We start from the raw sequence: 19218 nt of genomic DNA on the forward strand, positions 1-19218 counted from the left end.
CCTGCTCCCCTGCTCCCCTCTCCCCCTTCCCCCCGATCGCGTTAACCCTTAAAATTCTAGGTGATACCTTCAACGAACTGTCCTAATGTCCGTGAATCCGAATCAATCCTCTGATCCTTCCACTGCAATGCAGCCTGATAGTCCCCAAGGATGGACACAATTGGCGGAAACTTACTATGCTCAGAAATTGTATTCTGAAGCGATCGCAGCTTGTCAAAAAGCGATCGCCCTGGAGCCCAATGAGCCCTTAGCCTATGTGACCATGGGGAATATTTATCAAGCCCAGGGTCAAATACAAGAGGCGATTCGCTCCTATCAACAAGCATTAGAAATTAACCCGAATTTACCCCAAGCCCATGTTAATTTGGGGAGTATGTTTTACCGCCAGGGACAACTGGAATCCGCGATTAATAGTTATCGTCAAGCGGTGAATTTACAGCCGGATTTAGCCGCCGTCCATTGGAACTTAGCACAGGTTTTAAAACACTTAGGACAGGACGGGGAAGCCCAACTTTCAGAGCAACGAGCCTTAGCCTTAAATCCGCAATTGGGCGGGGCTGATGCTCTATTTAATCAGGGGAATCAATTAGCGCTCCAAGGCAAGGTTGAAGAAGCGATCGCCGTCTGGCAAAAAGTTGTGGAGTTAAAGCCAGATTTTGCTGAAGCCTATGGTCAAATGGGGATGGTTTTACGACATCAGGGAAAATATAAAGAGGCTATTCCTTTATTAGAAAAAGCAATTGAAATTAAACCTAATTTACCCTTAGCCCATCAACATTTGTGTGGCATTTATCGTGATAGTAGTAATTTAGCGGCTGCCCGTCAAGCGGTGGATCGCTATGTGGAATCTTGTAGCGAAGTTGACGCGATTATGGCGGCAATTTATGGGATTAGCACCTATCAGGTATCGGGGTTAAATCATATCGCCAAGGATCGGTTTTTAAAATTAGAATCTCAACTGTATTCTAAATTAGATCGGACGACTTTAGTAGAAATTAAATCGCTGTATTCTAATTTACTCTTTAGTATGCCCTATTTAAGAGATGATTTAGATAAAAATACTAAGCTCCATCATCGTATTACTAAAAAATATATTGAGAAAATTCTTAAACCCAAATATCAAGCAATTTCCGATAGTATTCCTGCTACATTTCCCCATTCTCCGTTAAGAATTGGAATTTTATCTAGCCATTTTAATCGCCATTCGGTGGGTTGGTGTAGTTTGGATGTTTTACGGGAATTATCAAATTTACCCGTTAAGCTCTATCTTTATTGTACGGATCGCCTCCAGACGGATGATCGTACCCCGTTATTTGAAGCGATCGCGGATAAGTTTTTTATTCCTAAACACTATCCCAATGGATTACCCACACCGGAAGAAATTATTCAAGAAATTACTAATGATCAAATTGATATTATTTTAGATTTAGATGCGTTAAGTTTACCTATTCACGCCGATATTTTTTATCAGAAACCCGCCCCTATTTGTATTTCTTGGTTGGGGTTTGATGCGTTGCAAGTTTCTGAGCAAACTTATTTTTTAGGAGATGAATATACCCATCCCAAAGGCAGGGAAAAATACTACACGGAACAATTATTAAAAATGCCGCAGTCCTTTATGGCGGTTTCTGGGTTTGAGCGAGTTGAAACAAATCCGATGCAATTGCGAAAAATCCATCGAATTAGTTCAGATCAAATTGTTTATTTATGTGTGGCGTCGGGTCGGAAATTTAATGTAGAATTAGTCAAAGCTCAAGTCGAAATTCTCAAACAAGTTCCCGATAGTATTTTAATTTATAAAGGTTTGGCGGATCAAGAAGTGGTAATTTCCACCTATCGTCAAGTGTGTGATGGGTTGGGGGTGGGGAAACATCGGATTAAATTCCTGCCCCGTTTTCCCCGGGAAGAAGAACACCGTCAAGTGTATTCTATTGCGGATGTTTTCTTGGATTCGTACCCCTATAATGGTGGAACTCATACCTTAGAAGCGCTCTGGTTTAATGTTCCGGTGGTGACTCACAAAGGGGAACAATTTTTATCGCGGATGGGTTATTCTTTTTTACAAGGATTATCAATTGAAGAAGGGATTTCTGAGTCTTGGAAAGACTATATTAACTGGGGGGTGCGTTTAGGTCAGGATCAAGTTTTGAGAACATTAGTTCAAGAAAAGTTAATTCAATCTAAGCAATCTGAATCTTTAGCTGCTCTTTGGAATCCTCAACAATTTGCTCAAAATTTATATGAGATTTTCCAACAATTAATTATGCAGAAAACTGCCTAGATGGGGGGAAATTCATGAATTCACTCTACGGATTGTAAAGAATTGAAACGTCCTCTTGTTTATTGGGGCAAGGGGACTTATGATTAGGGCTATGGTTTTCGTGAACCTAAGCAGGGGCTAAAACCTGGGGGGGTTCACGAAAAACCCTAGAACCTTGACAAATCAATAGTTTATATTTTTGGGTCTGGTTAGTTATTAATAATCTGTCTCAATAATGAGGGCTAAAATGAGGTGATTTTTGAGGTTCACGAAAATGGGCTTTAGAATAACCGCCCCATCAGGCTTTCAAACGGCAGAGTTTCAATAACATTAATCCCGCTTGCGGGACTGAAACATGCCCTATTGATTCAAGAGGGGGAAAAATGCGTTGAGGTTTCAATAACATTAATCCCGCTTGCGGGACTGAAACAGTTAATATTGAGGATTTGAAATCTATTGTTAGGGAGTTTCAATAACATTAATCCCGCTTGCGGGACTGAAACGCCACTGTTCCGGCTCCCATTACTGTTAATGCGGTAACAGTTTCAATAACATTAATCCCGCTTGCGGGACTGAAACAACGTTTAGCGGAAAAAGTCGGATTTTCGATCCGTCTCCGTTTCAATAACATTAATCCCGCTTGCGGGACTGAAACAAGATATCGGCTAGGTAAAAATGCTTATATAAGTATATACGGGAAGTTTCAATAACATTAATCCCGCTTGCGGGACTGAAACTTGCATTCGGGAATCAATCAGATTGTATAATCGGGGGTTTCAATAACAATAATCCCGCTTGCGGGACTGAAACGACCAACTGAGAGGGCTTGATAAGTGGGACTAACAGTTTCAATAACAATAATCCCGCTTGCGGGACTGAAACACATTTTTTCAGATTGACGAGAACCCACATAAAGGTTTCAATAACAATAATCCCGCTTGCGGGACTGAAACATCACAGAAGTATTCATCCCCGGCCAATATCCTAAAAGTTTCAATAACAATAATCCCGCTTGCGGGACTGAAACAATATCAACTAACTTGCTGAATAGTTCATCTTCATTAAGTTTCAATAACAATAATCCCGCTTGCGGGACTGAAACTTTAATTTAACATTCCAAACTTTAGGAAGTACAACCGTTTCAATAACATTAATCCCGCTTGCGGGACTGAAACAATGCAACAAATTTAAAAGGGAAATTACACCCCGAGTTTCAATAACATTAATCCCGCTTGCGGGACTGAAACCATAAACGGAGGTTTATATCTTGCGGAGGAGTTTTAAAGTTTCAATAACAATAATCCCGCTTGCGGGACTGAAACTTTATGGAAGATAGAAACATAGTGGAAGAAATTAAAGTTTCAATAACAATAATCCCGCTTGCGGGACTGAAACCCTGGGGCAATCTATTTAAGACAGGACTTACGCAAAACAACCATATCTAGTAGGGGCGAACGGCCGTTCGCCCCTACAGATGGTGTATAATTGGGTATTCTGCGTAAGTCCTATAAGATATAGATGTAGGGGTAATTCATGAATTACCCCTACTATTGATAGCGGTGATGCGTAAGTCCTGATTGATAAAAAACCTAGCTCGATTAAATAATTGCCGTATCTAACCTGTTCAAACGTTCACGGGATTCTTGTGTAACTAACCCATCAATTGCAGCATTTTGTAACCGAATAAACGCCTCAAAATCCTCCTTACTATAGCGGGTTGTTTGTAACAAATTTCGGAGTTCTGCTTCAACATTTAGGGTTAAATAGCCCTGTTCTAAAGTTTGGTTTACTAACTTACCAATCATACCCATATCGGATAATACTCCTGAATTTTAAAAACAGCTAATAATCGGAGTCTTTGATAATCAAGATTCCGTGAACTCTATGCCTTTAGACTGAATTTTGTGGCGACCCAATGATTTATTTCTCCCTAGAGAAAAACAAGTTTATGAAGCATCACTTCAAATTCATCAAGGACTATAGGCGAATTTAAGTGGGGAATAAAATGACAGTAGCAAAAGAAGATGTTAAGTTTGTCCATCATAACACTTATTAGACTGATTGGTGGGAAATCAAATAACGGTTGAAATTAGGGATGCTTCCAAACCTTCACTTGTCCATCCCATCCCCCACTAACTAAGGTATTACCATCGGGACTAATACCAACAGCATTTATATAACCGGAGTGACCTCTTAAATTACCTTTTAATTGACCCGTAGCTAAGTCCCAAAGTTTCACGGTTTTATCCCAACTTCCACTAATTAATGTTTTCCCATCCTGGGTAATTACGATTGACCAAACCCCATCGGTATGACCACTAAACCGACGAATAGGTTGACCTGTTTTTAATTTACATAACCCAATACTTCCATCGGCACTGCTACTGGCTAAAGTCTCACCATCAGGACTAATTGCTAGGGATAAAACCGATAATTCATGACCTTTTAATGTGCGAATTAATTCTCCAGTTTCCACATTCCATAATTTGACACTACTATCCTTACTTCCACTAGCTAAAATTTTACCATCGGGACTAAATGCCAGCGCCCCAACTAACTGTTCATGTCCGATCAAAGTTTTCAAAAGTTGACCTGTTTTCAGATTCCAAAGTTTAATAGTTTTATCCCAGCTTCCACTGGCAATTATTTGACTATCGGGACTTAATTTAACTGCTAAAATCGGATTATTATGGGCTTGAATTGTTTGAAGTAAGGGCAAAGTTTGAGATTGTAAACCCGTAGCCAAATCCCAAACTTTAATTAATCCATCTTCTCCGCCTGTGACTAAATATTTATTATCTGGACTGAGGCTAATTCCGTTAATTGCTCCTTGATGGGCGCTCAAGGTTCGAGTCAGTCCACTGGTGGTAATATTCCAAATTGAAAGATTACCGTTACTATTCCCCACAATAGTATAGGGAAAGGCTAAAGCGATCGATAATATTTCTCCTGATTTCTCGGTTAAAGTCGTGGCTAAAGTAAAGGAATTATTGACCGCAGCCATTGTATTAGGGGGTTTTGCGGGCGAATCTAAAGTATTAAGATCGGGATTATTGGTAATCGGAGTAGGAGCATTAGGGGGAGTGATTATTGAGGACAATGTGGCTGTTTTTCGCCAATCAAAAAAATAATTAATGGGGATTCCGGCGGAAACAATTTTATCGGGATCATTCCCTAACTGGACAATTCCATTAACTCCAATAACCTTTCCTTCCCCATCTAAAATTGGGCCGCCACTCATCCCACTTCTGACTAAATTGGTGTAAACTAAACTATATCCAAACCGAGGTTGTTGACGTTGGCTAAAGGTTCCACTGGTACTTAAAAATAGTCGCTGTCCTAGAGAACTTCCAGAACGGGGCCATCCGGCTACATATAAAGGATTTCCCGGTTGAATATTATTAGCATCGGCGGGAATTGCCACGCGGTATCGTTGGGTACTACTAAAGGGAACTAGAGCCAAATCAAGGTTAGGAAGTCGTTGAATTAAACTATAATAAACAAAGTGACGTTCGCCATCGGAGGTGACAATTTCATAGTCTCCAACGCGATCAACAACGTGCCAATTAGTTAAAACATAATAGGTATTTCCTTGTTTTTCCACAATAAATCCTGATCCTCCTTTTGGCCCATCAATTCTAACGGTAATTTCTCCCGCAATACTATTAATTTCGGCGGGGGATAGGGCTATTTTTTCCGCAATTTGTAAGGGAAAAGAGGACAACTGTGGTAAAATGGGAACCGGAATAGTTAGGAAAGGAATACTTAAAGCGATCGCACCTAAATTTTTAGGAAAAATTTTAAATAATTGAGAAAGTAAATTTAGATTCATAATCAAGTTCAATTAATGTTTTTTAAAGAAATAGGAAATCAATTTCGTTGTTGGGCTTCAGCCCCCCTATTAAGCGCTATAAGCGCAACAACAGGAAAGGATAAATTCATGAATTACTACGACAGTAAATTTAGATTCATTTAATTTAACGTTTTTCAAGAAAATAATCACTCTAGTTTTTAATTGTAGCCCATATATTAAAAATTCTATATCTTCCCCATTACCTATTACCCATTACCCATTACCCATTACCCATTACCTATTACCCATTACTCATTTTCATCCAACTTAATTAAAGGTAAACGAACAATAAAAGTCGTTCCAATTCCAATTTGACTATCGACCCAAATCTTGCCTCCATGGGTATCCACGCAATGTTTAACAATCGCTAATCCTAAGCCTGTACCGGAGATAGAACCCACATTCTTGGCACGGTGGAAGGGTTCAAAGATCAGGGGAAGGGAATCGGCAGGAATACCAATCCCTTGATCTTGAATACAGAAATCAATCGTTTGATCTTGAACCCTAACATCAAATTGAACACTTTCAGATTCAGGAGAATATTTAATTGCATTTTCTAATAAATTGATCAGAATTCTTCTTAATAAATGAGGATCAACCCTAACTTCTCTGAGGGTTAATTTAAAATTTAGATTGATTTGAGATTTCCCCCCATAACTCAATTGTATTTCTTCCACCAATTGGCGACAAAACACCTCCAAATTAATCGGACTGGGTTGATATTGGAGTTGACCCGAATCCGCTTCTCCGATTAATATGACTTCATCGAGTAATTGAGCCATATTTTTACTAGCAGATCGAATTCGTTGAAACAAAGTTATTTTTTTCTCTTGGGATAATTTTTGTTCATGATCTTGAAGTAATACCGCCGACGCTAAAATTGTATTTAAGGGATTTCTAATATCATGGGAAATCATCGAAACAAATTCCGAGCGGAGTTGATTTTGTTCTTGAGCTTTGATTAATTCCTTTGTCCGTTCTTCAACGGTCATTTCTAAGGATTGATTCATCGCTTTTAAACTTTCTAAGTTGTGTTTTCGTTCAATTGCATACTTGAGAGAACGAACTAAAATATTACCATCTACCTGTCTTTTAACTAAATAATCCTGCGCCCCTTGACGCACGGCTATAACCGCTAATTCATCATCATTTGTATTAGTTAAAACCACAATGGGTAAACTGGGAAAATTTTCAATTAAGCGTTCTAAAGATTCTAAACCTTGACTATCAGGTAGGGTTAAATCTAATAAAGCCACATCAAAAATATGATCCTGTAATTGACTCAGAGCTTCTCCTAAGCGTTTAACATGAACTAAACTCAAGGGTTGAAACTGAGAATCCTTGAGTAATTCCTGTAAAAATATAGCTTCAGCGAGGCTATCTTCAATCAATAAGATTTTCACTGAACTAGCAGACCTCATCGTTAAATGGCTTTGTTTCCTTTCTAATGAAGAAAAATCAGCAGCATAAAAGCTGTGATGACTGGGATCATTTGAAGGTTTAGAATAGGGTGAAAAACCTTCTTCTTCCACAGAGGATAAATAGCAACCCTCTGTTTTTTTTTCTGTGCCTTGAATATGCCAAACTTTCCTCATTGTTTATCCTTCTCAAAAAGATCTTTTAATCGCACGGTAATGTCACAGTTTTAAGCCAAAATTCTTCAATTCCTCTAACAAGTGTAAACAGTTGGCTCAAATTTCGGGATTTCGTAATATAACAATTCACATGAAGGTCATAGCTATGGGAAATATCCTCTTGATTATGGGAAGTTGTGAGGATAACAACAGGAATTCTTTTTAAGCTCGGGTCAGTTTTAATTTCCGCTAAAACCTCCCGTCCATCCTTTCGAGGTAAGTTTAAATCCAGCAGAATTAAATCCGGGCGAGGGGCATTTTCATATTCTCCTTCTTGGCGAAGAAATGACATAGCATCAACCCCATTTCTAACGTTCATCACTTCATGAAAGATGGAGCTATCTTTCAAGGCTTCTTGAATTAGACGGATATCGGCTTTGCTATCCTCAATCAAAAATATCATTTTAGATTTTTCTTCCATTTCGGTGCTCACCTTCGTGTCCTCCTACGGGAATTGTAAAATAAAATGTAGCCCCTTGATCTAATTTTGATGCTACCCAAATTTTACCACGATGGCATTCTATAATTTTTTTACAAATGGCTAATCCCATCCCGGTTCCTGGGTATTCATCGCGAGTATGGAGACGTTGGAAAATAATAAAAATTCGTTCCGCAAATTGTAGGTCAATTCCCATGCCATTATCCTGAACTGAAAATAACCAAGCCTCCTCAATTCGTTTAACTCCGATATGAATTTCTGGCGGTTTTTTACTCTGAAATTTAATCGCATTAGCAATCAAATTTTGGAATAACTGCATTAATTGCGTCCCATCTCCTAATACATTAGGCATGGGGTCATAGGTAATGGTGGCTTGACTTTCGGTAATGCGTCTTCTCAGGTTAGATAAAGCCTTATCTAAAGCGGTTTGAACTTCAGTAAATTGAAATTCAATTCTCTGCATATCGACTTTAGAATATGCTAAAATATCATCAATGAGGGTTTGCATTAAACTCACTCCTTCAACGGCGTAGGCAATGAATTGTTTGGCATCATCATCTAAGGCTTGATGATAACGCATTTCTAAGAGTTGAACATAATTAACCACTTGATTTAAGGGTTCTTGTAAATCATGGGAGGCGACATAGGCAAATTTTTTCAAATCGGAGTTTGACCGTTCTAAATCCTGGGCTAATTCGGCTAATTCATCGGCTTGTTTCAAGACAATATTAATAATAGTTTTTCTCAGTTCTAAAGCAGCTTGAATTTCTACCTGTTTCCAGGGTAAAGATTTTAAGCGCACGGTTTCTTTCCACTGTTCAAAGGACTTGCGAGGAGAGAGAAAAACTTGATCTTCTATGTGATGGGTTTCAAAAGCTTGGTCAGGATTTCCTCCCCATTTCACGGTTTGAATGACTTCAGGACGGAACCAAATCACATAATTTTTATGAGAAATAGAAATAGCTAATAATCCACTTCCTATGTCTTTAAATCCTTGGGCATCGCCATATAGTTTAGCTAAAGAATCCGTATAAAAGACTTCTTGTTGACTGCGTTTTTGTAACCATTCTACTAGGAAAATTAAATCGGCTTTTGGGGGAGTTTTTCCGATTAGGGTAAATTGACCGCCAAAGTAAATTGCAGCACCTTGAGCACTGGTTAAATCTAAAAGATTGGGTTGATGTTGGGTGAGGCCATCAATAAAGTTTTCTTCCTGGGACATGGCATCAATTAAAGCTGATTGAATCTGATTTAATTGAATCCGATAATCATAATCTTCTGTGTTTTCCCGTTCTGAAAGTTCAGAAAAAATTACTCGTCCTAAAAATTCACAAGCCTTGCGGAGTTCATAGGAAATATATTTAGGGGCAAGATGATGACAAGCAATTAATCCCCAAAGTTTTCCCTCTTTTATTAAGGAAATAGTTAAGGAAGAACCCACTCCCATATTCTGCAAATATTGCCGATGACAAGGCGAAGCACTCCTAAGAATTGAGCAGGTTAAATCCGTGGGTTGATGACTAATCGGATTAATTTCAGGAAAGAGTTTAACGGGTTCGGCTGCTGCATCGGGAATTAAGCGAATCCAATTAGAACTAAACATTTCTCTGGCGGGTTTAGGAATATCTGATGCGGGGTAATGTAGCCCTAAATAGGGTTCCATATCCTGCCGTTTTTCTTCCGCAATGACTTCCCCATGTCCTTCGGGATCAAATTTATATAACATCACTCGATCAAATCCAGTGATTTTCTGCACTTCTTGGACAATAATTTGACAAAAATCTAGCAATTTTGAGGAGGATTCGAGTTGATTAATTGAAACTTTAGCTAAATGATAAAAACTCAGAAACGGAATATTTTCTTGGGAGGTTGCGGGTTCTAACTCTAAAATTAAATAGCCTAAACTATTGCGATGAAATACTCCATCAAATATGACATAATCATCGCCTTTAATTTTGATCCAAATTTTAGTCGGGTTGATAAAATCGAGGTTATCTTGTTTTAATCCTATGTCAATCCGTTCCATTTGGAAGGGGTCTAATAAATTTTCTAAATATTGGGAGAGAATTGTTTCGGTAGAAATTCCCAATATCGATTCAATATTATGGCTGACTTGTAAAATTTTGAGACGAGGTTCTTCTAAAACCAATAAAATGCCATGGGGTTGAATTTGGCTTAGGATATGAATGGGTTGCTCATCCAAAATTTTTGAGCCAGAAGGATTATCCTCTGCCTTGATATCTACCATAATGATTCTCCTGTGTTATATTGATCAAAAAATGATCAAAGGGTAAAATTTTGTTCTAATTATTATCCTATCTCATCCATTTTGTAGCCAAAGTCTATCTAAATGCTGAGTTTGGACTTGGGGCTGGTTAGGACAATTTTCCTGGGCACTTCAGGCATCTTCTCTTTCAGTATAGCATTTTACCCATCCGTCAAAAATGCTTAGAAGACTATTCATTGCCACTCTTTTTCTATAATTCTTTAAGTTTATTTAAAAAAATATACAGATTAAGGCAGCCCATAGGAGCTAAGAGTAATTTTGCTGCCTTATGTTTAAATATCGTTATATATTAATTCACACAAATTAATCAAATTATGGTAGAATTGAGGTCTTATTGGTTTAAAATTAACTGCATTAATCCTGGCAATAATCGATAGGTTTCCGTTGCTAATACGGCTGGCCCTACCACCACTTCTGCTTGTTTTTTCTCCACAGCATTCCAAATCGCTTGAGCAATATCTTCCGGTTGACTTACCCAAGTCGAAGCTAAAGCGGAGTCCAAACGTTGACGCAGTTGTTCAATTTCTAACTCATCTTCGCCGCGAAATTGCGCTCTTTCGAGAAAATTACTATTAATAATCCCCGGATGAACAGCACAGACATGAATATCTTTTTTTTGCAGTTCTAATCGCAAGGATTCCGTCAGTCCAGTCACCGCATATTTACTCGCACAATAAGCGGCCATTTGGGGAAGGGGCATTTTTCCGCCAAAGGAACCGACATTGACAATTGTTCCGTGTTTCTGTTTTAAAAAATGGGGTAACAATGTATGAATCATATTCACATAACCAAAGAAGTTTGTATTCATTAATTCATGCCAATCTTCTAGGGTAGTATGTTCAGTAGATGCAGTTAAACAAATTCCGGCATTATTCACTAAAACATCGATAGTTTCATAATAATCTAAGGATTGATTTACTAAATATTGAACCTGTTCAATATTAGTCACATCCGTGGGAATAGCCAAGCTAGAAACGCCTAAAGATAAAACTTCATTTGCCAGGGCTTCTAAACGTTCCGGTTCCCGGGCAGCTAATATTACATTATAGCCTTTTTTAGCAAATAATAAAGCGGTTGCTTTACCCGTTCCTTGGGAAGCACCTGTAATCAAAACTGTTGATGTCATATATAAAAATTAAGGTAAGGGGTAATACTTCGACTTCGCTCAGTAACAGGGTAATGGGTAATTACGAATTACGAATTACGAATTACGAATGGGTAATAAACTGATAACTGATAACTGGTATAGGCCGGTTCTTTTAGATCTTTGTTAATCACTTAAATCTTGATGAACCTGCCCCTACAAATGATAACTGATGTTATCATCTTCTGTTATTACATTTGCGTCGCTGACTTTCTATAGTATAGTCTCGCGGAATGCTGTTTAAATCCATTCCTGGCCGAAAAATCGTGGCTGCATCCCAGAGTTTAGCTCCGGTTAAGTTGGCTCCAGAAAAATTAGTTCTTTCATCAATAATTGCGCCACTTAAGTCAGTTTTACTTAAATCTGCGCCACTTAAATCGACCCCACTTAGGTTAGCATCAACAAAATTAGCAAAGGAAAAATTAGTATTTCTCATGGTGCTATTAGAGAGGTTTGCACAGGTAAAAAACGAGCCTCGGAAGTTCGCATCATTAAAGTTGGCATTGCTCAAATTAGCTTGTCTAAGTTGAGCATTAATTCGGCTTTGATTACTTAAATCCGCGCCTTGTAAATTACATCCTTGACAAGAACGAGCCTCCTGTCTTAAAAAAACAGCCGGGTCTGTTGTATTGAATTGAGCCATTGTTGGAGCTACAAAAACAATGGGTGTAAATACCGCCAAAACTGCCCAGAATTTATATTTTTTCATGGTTAATTATCATTAGTTTTATAGCTTAATTAATAACATATAAAATTAATTCTGTCAATTCTGAGTTTAAACTTAATTATTGGGTAGAGCAGGGGGCTCAATTTTAAACCATTTTTGATAAATTTTCCTATAAACTCCGGCCTTAATCACTTTAACTAGAGCTTGATTAATCTTTACTAAATTTTCTGATTTTTTGGGCGTAGCAATTCCATAATATTCTTCAGTTAACAAAGGTTGGATCACTTTAATTTCAGTGAGATTATCTGAATTAATTAAATATAATATAACGGGTTTATCATTAATCACTGCATCTACATTACCCTTTGATAATGCCTGTAAAGCTAAGGCGGTGGAATTAAAATAACTGATTTTACCGCCGATAACTTTTTTGGCTTCATTAGCACCAGTGGTTCCAATTTTAACTCCTATTTTTTTATTCCTTAAACTCTCTAAATTATTGATTTCTTGATTGTCTTTTTGGATAGCAATTGCTAATCCAGTTTTAAAATAAGGATAGGAAAACGAGATGATTTTTTGACGTTCAGGGGTAATCGTCATCGCACTAATAGCCGCCCCGACGGTTTGCTTCTCAATGGCGGGAATAATTTGATCAAAAGGTAGAATTTGAAACCGAATTTCTAAACCTGCTTCTTGACCAATTGCTTTGATTAAATCGATATCAAATCCCTTTAATTCCCCCGTATTTTCTTGAAATTGAAAAGGGGGAAAAGCGGGTTCAGTGGCTACTTTAAGAATATTAGAAGTCCTATAATCCGATGTCGATATGGAATGACAAGCTACAATTAACCCTAGACTAATTAAAATTAGGCTAAATTGACGAAATAATTGAGCGGGATTTAAGTTAATCATTTATTTTTATTTTTCCGATGTTTGATCATGAAATTGGGTTTAAAACCTCGTCCTAGAAGGTTGTTAGATCATAATTTATCTAATGAGATTGGGGGTCTAAAGCATCCCTTAAACCATCCCCTACCGCGTTGATACTCAACACCGTTAAAAAAATCGCTAACCCTGGAAATAAGGCTAAATAGGGGGCGGTTTCTAAATAGTTTTGAGCATCATAAAGCATTCTTCCCCAGGTGGGAACATCGGGGGGAAATCCTAATCCTAAAAAACTCAAAGTCGATTCTGTAATAATCGCAGTTCCCACGGCTAAAGTTGCTGCTACAATTACCGGACTCAAAACATTAGGAAGAATATGCACCCAAATTAATCGCTGAGAAGACGCACCAATGGCTTTAGCTGCGGTGACAAAATCCTGTTCTCGTGTGGTTAGAAAACTCCCCCGAACTAATCGCGCCACCGACATCCAATTTAACCCACCAACTACTATAATAATTAATAGAAAAATACCGACTTCTGGCCCGACAATTTGTTTGATAGATTCTCTAAATAAGTAGATTACTAATAATAATACAGGTAATTGGGGAAGGGAAATAAATAAATCCGTTAATCCCATTAGCAAACTATCAATAATTCCGCCATAAAATCCGGCGATCGCCCCAACTAATGTTCCTAATAAAATGGCGATCGCCATGGCTGCGACCCCAACGGTTAAAGAAACTCGGCCCCCAATTAATAAACGGGCTAATTGATCCTGTCCTAAATCATTAGTTCCAAAAGGATGTTTTCCCGTGGGTGGCGAGAGGGAACTAACAAAATCAATTTCTGTCGGAGAAATATCATAAATCCAAGGGCCAATCATGACGGCTAAAATCATTAATCCTAAAACCATTAATCCTAAAAGAGCGATTTTATCCCGTTTAAATTGTCGCCAAGCGGTCTGAATTAGGGATCGGGGTTGGCGAGTTTTAGGAGTTGTTTCTGAAGGTTTAATGACAGTCATAGTTAATAATTAATATTGAACTCTAGGATCTAATAATCCATATAAAATATCGGCAAACAAATTAAAAATTACCACTAAAATAGCATAAACCATGGTAATTCCCATAATAACCGGGGTATCACTCCGAAAAATCGAATCAATTAATAAAGCTCCAATCCCAGGAATTCTAAATACCTGTTCGGTAACTAATGATCCAGCAAATAAACCGGGAATTTGTAACGCGATTAAGGTCACAACTGGAATTAAGGCATTTCTTAAAATATGACCATTAATTACATTCAATTTTGGTAAACCTTTAGCATAAGCGGTGCGAACATAATTTTGATTCAACTGTTCTAAAAAAGAGGAACGAATAAACCGCATTAAAATTGCAGCTTGATAGAATCCTAACACACAAATAGGCATAATTGACTGTTGGATTTGTTGCCAAAATGTTTGTAAACTGGTTACTTTTAAGGTACTATTATAAATAAAAGGAAGCCATTTCAGTTGAACACTGAAAATAATAATAAATAGTAACCCGGTAAAAAAAGTAGGTAAGGAAAACCCAATAAAGGAAATAGTTGTGATAATTTGATCTAAAACCGAATAGCGTTTTAATGCTGAAATAATCCCAAAGGGAAAGGCAATTAAAACCGCTAAACTATAAGCTGCACCCATAATCCAAAGGGTTGTGGGTAAACGTTGTAAAATCAAATCTAAAACGGGGCTACGACTGGTAAAGGAATAGCCTAGATCTCCTTGTAAAAATGCCCAAATCCATTTTAAATAACGAATGGGAATGGGTTGGTCTAAACCGAGTGATCGCTTAATATTTTCTCTAACTTCGGGTGTAATGGAAGGATTATTAGCAAATTCTCCCATAGGATTACCAGGGGCTAAAGCTAGGATTAAAAACACGACCATACTAATAGCTATTAGGGTGGGAATGGAGGTTAGAATCCGGTTGATTAGGTATCGGGTCATGTTTAATAATAATAAAATAAAAGATAGCCCGGTCGGGCTTACTACGGGGCTTACTATGGGGTTTTTTTCCAATCTTTGATATTCCAGACGGTTAAATCCCAAGGGGTTAATTCTACGCCTGTTAAATTTTTATTGACTCCTTCTACTTCCGCCCGATGAATTAAGGGAATCACCATATAATTATTCACTAACAGATCATTCATTTTAATCCAGATTTGTTTTTGTTTTTCGTGGTTAATTTCAGTGGTGGCTTGTTTCCAAAGTGCATCATATTCTGGCTGACAATAGCGAGAATAATTGTCCCCAGTCCAGTTATTCGCTTTTTGGGGAATTTGATCACAGGTATAGGTTTTTAAATAGGCGGTGGGATCGGGATTCGTATTCCCGGTACTAAATAATTGTAAATCCGCCGCAAATCGTTCTGTCGTATCGGGATTAGCAGGATCACCGGAAAAATATACACTCGGATCGATACTTTTGAGTTCTACTTTCATGCCTAATTGTTCTAAGGATTGTTTAATTACTTCTTGGGTTTTTTGGCGTAAAGGATTAACGGAAGTTTGAAACACTAAATTCATTTCTACACCATTTTTATCTCGAATCCCATTATTATTTGTATCTTTCCATCCTGCATCATCTAATAGTTTGGCGGCTTTTTCTAAATTAAATTGATAGGTAGTATTGGGGGAAACAACTTGAGCAGGATTGACTACAAAATTAGAAGTAGGTTTACCTAAAATTCCATAGAGTTGATTAGCAATAATATCTCGATCAATGGCTAAACTTAAAACTTGACGAACTTTAGGATCACTAAAGAAAGTATGGGGGAATTTTAAACTCGATCTTTCTCCCTCTGGTGTGGTTTGATTCGGATCGGTTTGATTAATCAAAATCCGTTCCATTAAAGCCCCAAAATTAGAAACAATCTTACCTTTTCCCGCCGCTTCTAAGGGTTTTAAAACATTAGATTCTACTTGAAGATTATAGGCATAATCCGCATCTCCCGTCTGCAAAACTGCCCTGGCTGCGGAGGCTGCATCCCCTCCCCCTTTGAGTTCTAGGCGTTCAAATCCTAACTGTTTAGCTTCTCTAAAATTGGGGTTAGCTTCATAAACAACTACATCCCCGGGTTTAAATTCTACCACTCGATAGGGCCCGGTTCCGACAGGTTTTAAATTACCCGGTGCTTGTCGGGAATTTTCTCCATTATAAGCTTCAAAAATATGGCGAGGTAAAATCATACCTTCTGTTCCCACAAACACCGAATACCATCCGGGGGTTACGGATTTAAAGTTGATTTTTATGGTGTGATCATCAATTTTTTCAATATCTTTAATAATTTCATACGTCCCAGATGTGGTAGTTCCTACTTTGGGATTACTAATAAATTGATGTGTAAAAATTACATCATCGGCGCTAAAAGGTTTACCGTCAGACCAGTTAATATTTTTTTTCAGTTTCCAGGTCACGGATTTACCATCTTTCGCAATTCCTCCATTTTCTAAGGTCGGAATTTCTGCGGCTAAGAATGGGACTAATTCTAATTGATTATTAAAACTAGCTAAGGGTTCTAAAGTAATTCGACTAGCTTCGGAATCTTTGAACCCGGTTGATAAATGGGGATTCAGAATAGTTGGTGCTTGCCAATATAATAATTTTAGGGTTTTTTCTGCGGGTTGCTGATTGGAATTAGTGGGATTTGTTGAGGTAGAATTTGGAGAAGACCCACAGGAAGTTAGGGTTAAACTAATCAGAGAAATCAACAGAGAAAATTTATAAAAATTCATAGAAATTGTAGAAAAGGGCGATCGCATTCTGTACTCAGTCTGTTTCATTACCGTAGTGAGGCATTTATGCCTCCATTCTCGAATTTCGTTAATTCTATTACCGTAGTGAGGCATTTATGCCTCTATTCTGGAATTTCGTTAATTTTATTACAAAATTTTACAGAAACACCGCTTACACTTGACAAAAGCATAATATTTTGCATTGTGAGGACTATCAATATGGGTCTTATCCACCAAGTTGAAGTTCGCAGACTCAACTCGATCAGGTCTGGGATGGTTGAATTTTTCACCCCCCAAACCAGCGACGAAACGATGATGGTACAGGTCGAAGCGGGGGCGGTGGAGAAGTTATTTGTCCATCGTTTTCAAACCGATCAATTGTTGGTCGTCCGGGGTCAATTTGTCCTGGTGATTTTACAAAATCGTCAATATCGTTATATTCCCTTGAGTGATCGGGTTCCAACCGTGGTTAAAATTCCCCCAGGGGTTCCTCACAGCGCAGTTAATCTGGGTACAGAAGACTGTTTAATGGTGAATGCAGTATTGCGGCATGGTCAACCCCATGAACGGGATTATCGCCCCTTAAATCCCCCTTTTCCCTACAATTTAGTCGCCGTAAAAAAGGCGTTTGAAAGTTCAGATTATCCCCTGACAGCTTAATTTTAAAATCATCTTATATCAATATAGGATACCAAATTGCTGTATCCTATATTGATGGTAGCGATCGCAATTTTTTAAAACCTTGGCACTCTTAAAAATTAAAGTTAAACCCAATTCTAAACAACAGGCTTTCCATGAAGAAACCGACGGAAGTTTTACCGTCCACCTGAAATCGCCCCCAGTGGAAGGAAAAGCCAATCAAGAATTAATTAAATTTTTAGCCAAACACTTAGGAGTCCCTAAATCTCAGATTATCATTAAATCGGGGTTATCCTCCCGTCATAAATTTGTAGAAGTTCCTGACCTTAATTCCTAGTATAATGGGTGAGTAGACATCATTAATTTCAGTATTTTTGCCAATGGATGCGTTTCAACCTACCCCACCAGATTGGACAACCGATGCGATTCACGCTTCTGAGTTTTGCTGTCCTGAATGTTCCGCTAATAGTTTAGAAGCCCAACAGGTTTGGATTAACCGCCGTTCTCCCGTTTATAGTGAAAATAACCGCCGCAAATGGCAGGAATTTTATGCCTGTCAATGTGGTTCTGTTTGGTGGGCTTGGAGTAGCGATCGCCCCCCATCTAATCTTGTTTCTCAACCCGAAGATTCTGATATTTTTTGATAGTCTAATATGTAAGTTAGAGGAGGCTTTAGGTTAGTATAATTAAAGGAAGATATTGTTTTAGCATTTCATGATCCAGAAAGTCGTAAATTTACTGAATTTGCGATCGCTTAATCCAAATTTGAAACAATAAAGGTGAATAACCATGAATGATTCTCAAATTGGTTTTATACTTTTAATCAAGTTTTAGGGAGCATAGTTAAATGGCTAAAAAATATTTGATTGTCCCTGGTATATTAATACTTACTTTGGGTGGTGTAGCATTTGGACTAGACAAATTAGCTGACCAAAAAGCAGAACAGGAAATTGAACAAAAACTTAGTTTAGGTATGGGTTTAGGTACAGATTGTACAAAAGCAAATGTAAATTTATTCCAGAATAATGTCCAATTTAAGGATATTAAGGTTGATAATATAGATGGTTTTGCTAGTCCTTATATTTTTAGGATTACAAATATGGAAGTTCAGGCTAAATCATTAATAAAAAAACCTTTAGAAATTGAAAAAATAGTTATTGAAGATGTAGCAGTTAATGTTGATGTGCAGTTTGACAATAATGCCACTACACCTGAATCTATGATAGTAATTAACCTAAAACAATTATCTGAAAAAGGAAAAAATTCTCCGAGTCAAAATTCAGACCAACCAGAGGATTTGAATATCAATCAAATGCAATTTAATAACATAAAATTTACTGTTAATTTACAGCCTCCTGATGGTATAAATTCTCCTATTACTAAAGAATTTAAAGTTGATCAAATAACTTTAGAGCAAGTTACAGGGAAAAATTTACCTGATAAATTATCTTCTGCATTACAGGAGAAAATATTAATAGAAATAACTGGCTTAATTAATGAGCAAAATTTACCTCAGTTAAACTCAATTATAGAAAAATCAAACAAAATAAAACCACCTTCTCCACCCTTTCCAATCTCTCCACCGAAAAAACCATATCTTCCCTCTCCAGGAATATAGAAGCAATATAGAAGG

17 protein-coding genes and 1 pseudogene are annotated in these 19218 nt (G+C 37.7%); 6 read left to right on the forward strand and 12 right to left on the reverse strand.

What is annotated here, in order from left to right; all coding sequences use genetic code 11:
• The first annotated feature begins 85 nt into the window (after positions 1 to 85).
• Positions 86 to 2281: an O-linked N-acetylglucosamine transferase, SPINDLY family protein gene (locus PL9631_RS01285; protein WP_083616224.1), complete on the forward strand. Its 2196-nt coding sequence runs from the start codon at positions 86 to 88 to the stop codon at positions 2279 to 2281.
• 898 nt (positions 2282 to 3179) lie between these two features.
• Here PL9631_RS01285 and PL9631_RS27245 read toward each other — a convergent pair.
• From PL9631_RS27245 to PL9631_RS01340, 12 genes are all read right to left on the reverse strand, one after another.
• Positions 3180 to 3332, reverse strand: coding sequence for a hypothetical protein (locus PL9631_RS27245; RefSeq protein ID WP_407947566.1), 153 nt, complete (start codon positions 3330 to 3332; stop codon positions 3180 to 3182).
• A 526-nt stretch (positions 3333 to 3858) separates the two neighbouring features.
• Positions 3859 to 4071, reverse strand: a complete 213-nt coding sequence (locus tag PL9631_RS01290; protein ID WP_083616225.1) for a hypothetical protein — start codon at positions 4069 to 4071, stop codon at positions 3859 to 3861.
• A gap of 278 nt (positions 4072 to 4349) precedes the next feature.
• Positions 4350 to 6092, reverse strand: coding sequence for a trypsin-like peptidase domain-containing protein (locus tag PL9631_RS01295; RefSeq protein ID WP_083616226.1), 1743 nt, complete (start codon positions 6090 to 6092; stop codon positions 4350 to 4352).
• A 269-nt stretch (positions 6093 to 6361) separates the two neighbouring features.
• A complete protein-coding gene (locus tag PL9631_RS01300; protein WP_231516601.1) occupies positions 6362 to 7708 on the reverse strand; it encodes a hybrid sensor histidine kinase/response regulator in 1347 nt (448 codons plus the stop codon).
• 25 nt (positions 7709 to 7733) lie between these two features.
• The gene (locus PL9631_RS01305; RefSeq protein ID WP_197046227.1) at positions 7734 to 8168 is read right to left on the reverse strand and encodes a response regulator; all 435 of its coding nucleotides are present in this window, start codon (positions 8166 to 8168) and stop codon (positions 7734 to 7736) included.
• Positions 8152 to 10434: a sensor histidine kinase gene (locus PL9631_RS01310; protein WP_083616228.1), complete on the reverse strand. Its 2283-nt coding sequence runs from the start codon at positions 10432 to 10434 to the stop codon at positions 8152 to 8154. The genes PL9631_RS01305 and PL9631_RS01310 overlap by 17 nt, the downstream gene beginning before the upstream one ends.
• Positions 10435 to 10804: 370 nt before the next feature.
• Positions 10805 to 11599, reverse strand: coding sequence for an SDR family NAD(P)-dependent oxidoreductase (locus PL9631_RS01315; RefSeq protein WP_083616229.1), 795 nt, complete (start codon positions 11597 to 11599; stop codon positions 10805 to 10807).
• Between the two features lie 196 nt (positions 11600 to 11795).
• A complete protein-coding gene (locus tag PL9631_RS01320; RefSeq protein WP_083616230.1) occupies positions 11796 to 12326 on the reverse strand; it encodes a pentapeptide repeat-containing protein in 531 nt (176 codons plus the stop codon).
• A 72-nt stretch (positions 12327 to 12398) separates the two neighbouring features.
• Positions 12399 to 13196 carry a basic amino acid ABC transporter substrate-binding protein gene (locus PL9631_RS01325; protein WP_083616231.1) on the reverse strand — a complete coding sequence of 266 codons (798 nt, stop codon included), beginning with the start codon at positions 13194 to 13196 and terminating at the stop codon, positions 12399 to 12401.
• Positions 13197 to 13275: 79 nt separating this feature from the next.
• Positions 13276 to 14193 carry an ABC transporter permease gene (locus PL9631_RS01330; RefSeq protein ID WP_083616232.1) on the reverse strand — a complete coding sequence of 306 codons (918 nt, stop codon included), beginning with the start codon at positions 14191 to 14193 and terminating at the stop codon, positions 13276 to 13278.
• A gap of 9 nt (positions 14194 to 14202) precedes the next feature.
• A complete protein-coding gene (locus tag PL9631_RS01335; protein ID WP_083616233.1) occupies positions 14203 to 15159 on the reverse strand; it encodes an ABC transporter permease in 957 nt (318 codons plus the stop codon).
• 53 nt (positions 15160 to 15212) lie between these two features.
• Positions 15213 to 16946: a peptide ABC transporter substrate-binding protein gene (locus tag PL9631_RS01340; protein ID WP_083616234.1), complete on the reverse strand. Its 1734-nt coding sequence runs from the start codon at positions 16944 to 16946 to the stop codon at positions 15213 to 15215.
• 273 nt (positions 16947 to 17219) lie between these two features.
• Here PL9631_RS01340 and PL9631_RS01345 point away from each other — a divergent pair, with 273 nt between their 5' ends.
• The 5 genes and pseudogenes from PL9631_RS01345 (at position 17220) to PL9631_RS01365 (ending at position 19203) form a co-directional block, all read left to right on the forward strand.
• Positions 17220 to 17606: a cupin domain-containing protein gene (locus tag PL9631_RS01345; protein ID WP_331281238.1), complete on the forward strand. Its 387-nt coding sequence runs from the start codon at positions 17220 to 17222 to the stop codon at positions 17604 to 17606.
• Positions 17607 to 17688: 82 nt separating this feature from the next.
• Positions 17689 to 17922 (forward strand): DUF167 domain-containing protein, encoded by a 234-nt coding sequence (locus PL9631_RS01350; RefSeq protein ID WP_083616236.1) that lies wholly within the window; start codon positions 17689 to 17691, stop codon positions 17920 to 17922.
• Between the two features lie 43 nt (positions 17923 to 17965).
• Positions 17966 to 18229, forward strand: a complete 264-nt coding sequence (locus PL9631_RS01355; RefSeq protein ID WP_083616237.1) for a hypothetical protein — start codon at positions 17966 to 17968, stop codon at positions 18227 to 18229.
• A 48-nt stretch (positions 18230 to 18277) separates the two neighbouring features.
• Positions 18278 to 18343: pseudogene (locus tag PL9631_RS27250) on the forward strand (element excision factor XisI family protein); the annotation flags it as partial.
• 89 nt (positions 18344 to 18432) lie between these two features.
• A complete protein-coding gene (locus PL9631_RS01365; RefSeq protein WP_083616238.1) occupies positions 18433 to 19203 on the forward strand; it encodes an AsmA family protein in 771 nt (256 codons plus the stop codon).
• Positions 19204 to 19218: the final 15 nt, after the last annotated feature.

This window comes from Planktothrix paucivesiculata PCC 9631 (assembly GCF_900009265.2).
Lineage (GTDB): Bacteria > Cyanobacteriota > Cyanobacteriia > Cyanobacteriales > Microcoleaceae > Planktothrix > Planktothrix paucivesiculata.

Bases quoted from the DNA above. Each gene is read 5' to 3' on its own strand.
- PL9631_RS01285 (WP_083616224.1), top strand. From the start codon at position 86: ATGTCCGTGAATCCGAATCAATCCTCTGATCCTTCCACTGCAATGCAG.
- PL9631_RS01290 (WP_083616225.1), bottom strand. From the start codon at position 4,071: ATGGGTATGATTGGTAAGTTAGTAAACCAAACTTTAGAACAGGGCTAT.
- PL9631_RS01295 (WP_083616226.1), bottom strand. From the start codon at position 6,092: ATGAATCTAAATTTACTTTCTCAATTATTTAAAATTTTTCCTAAAAAT.
- PL9631_RS01300 (WP_231516601.1), bottom strand. From the start codon at position 7,708: ATGAGGAAAGTTTGGCATATTCAAGGCACAGAAAAAAAAACAGAGGGT.
- PL9631_RS01305 (WP_197046227.1), bottom strand. From the start codon at position 8,168: ATGGAAGAAAAATCTAAAATGATATTTTTGATTGAGGATAGCAAAGCC.
- PL9631_RS01310 (WP_083616228.1), bottom strand. From the start codon at position 10,434: ATGGTAGATATCAAGGCAGAGGATAATCCTTCTGGCTCAAAAATTTTG.
- PL9631_RS01315 (WP_083616229.1), bottom strand. From the start codon at position 11,599: ATGACATCAACAGTTTTGATTACAGGTGCTTCCCAAGGAACGGGTAAA.
- PL9631_RS01320 (WP_083616230.1), bottom strand. From the start codon at position 12,326: ATGAAAAAATATAAATTCTGGGCAGTTTTGGCGGTATTTACACCCATT.
- PL9631_RS01325 (WP_083616231.1), bottom strand. From the start codon at position 13,196: ATGATTAACTTAAATCCCGCTCAATTATTTCGTCAATTTAGCCTAATT.
- PL9631_RS01330 (WP_083616232.1), bottom strand. From the start codon at position 14,193: ATGACTGTCATTAAACCTTCAGAAACAACTCCTAAAACTCGCCAACCC.
- PL9631_RS01335 (WP_083616233.1), bottom strand. From the start codon at position 15,159: ATGACCCGATACCTAATCAACCGGATTCTAACCTCCATTCCCACCCTA.
- PL9631_RS01340 (WP_083616234.1), bottom strand. From the start codon at position 16,946: ATGAATTTTTATAAATTTTCTCTGTTGATTTCTCTGATTAGTTTAACC.
- PL9631_RS01345 (WP_331281238.1), top strand. From the start codon at position 17,220: ATGGTTGAATTTTTCACCCCCCAAACCAGCGACGAAACGATGATGGTA.
- PL9631_RS01355 (WP_083616237.1), top strand. From the start codon at position 17,966: ATGGATGCGTTTCAACCTACCCCACCAGATTGGACAACCGATGCGATT.
- PL9631_RS01365 (WP_083616238.1), top strand. From the start codon at position 18,433: ATGGCTAAAAAATATTTGATTGTCCCTGGTATATTAATACTTACTTTG.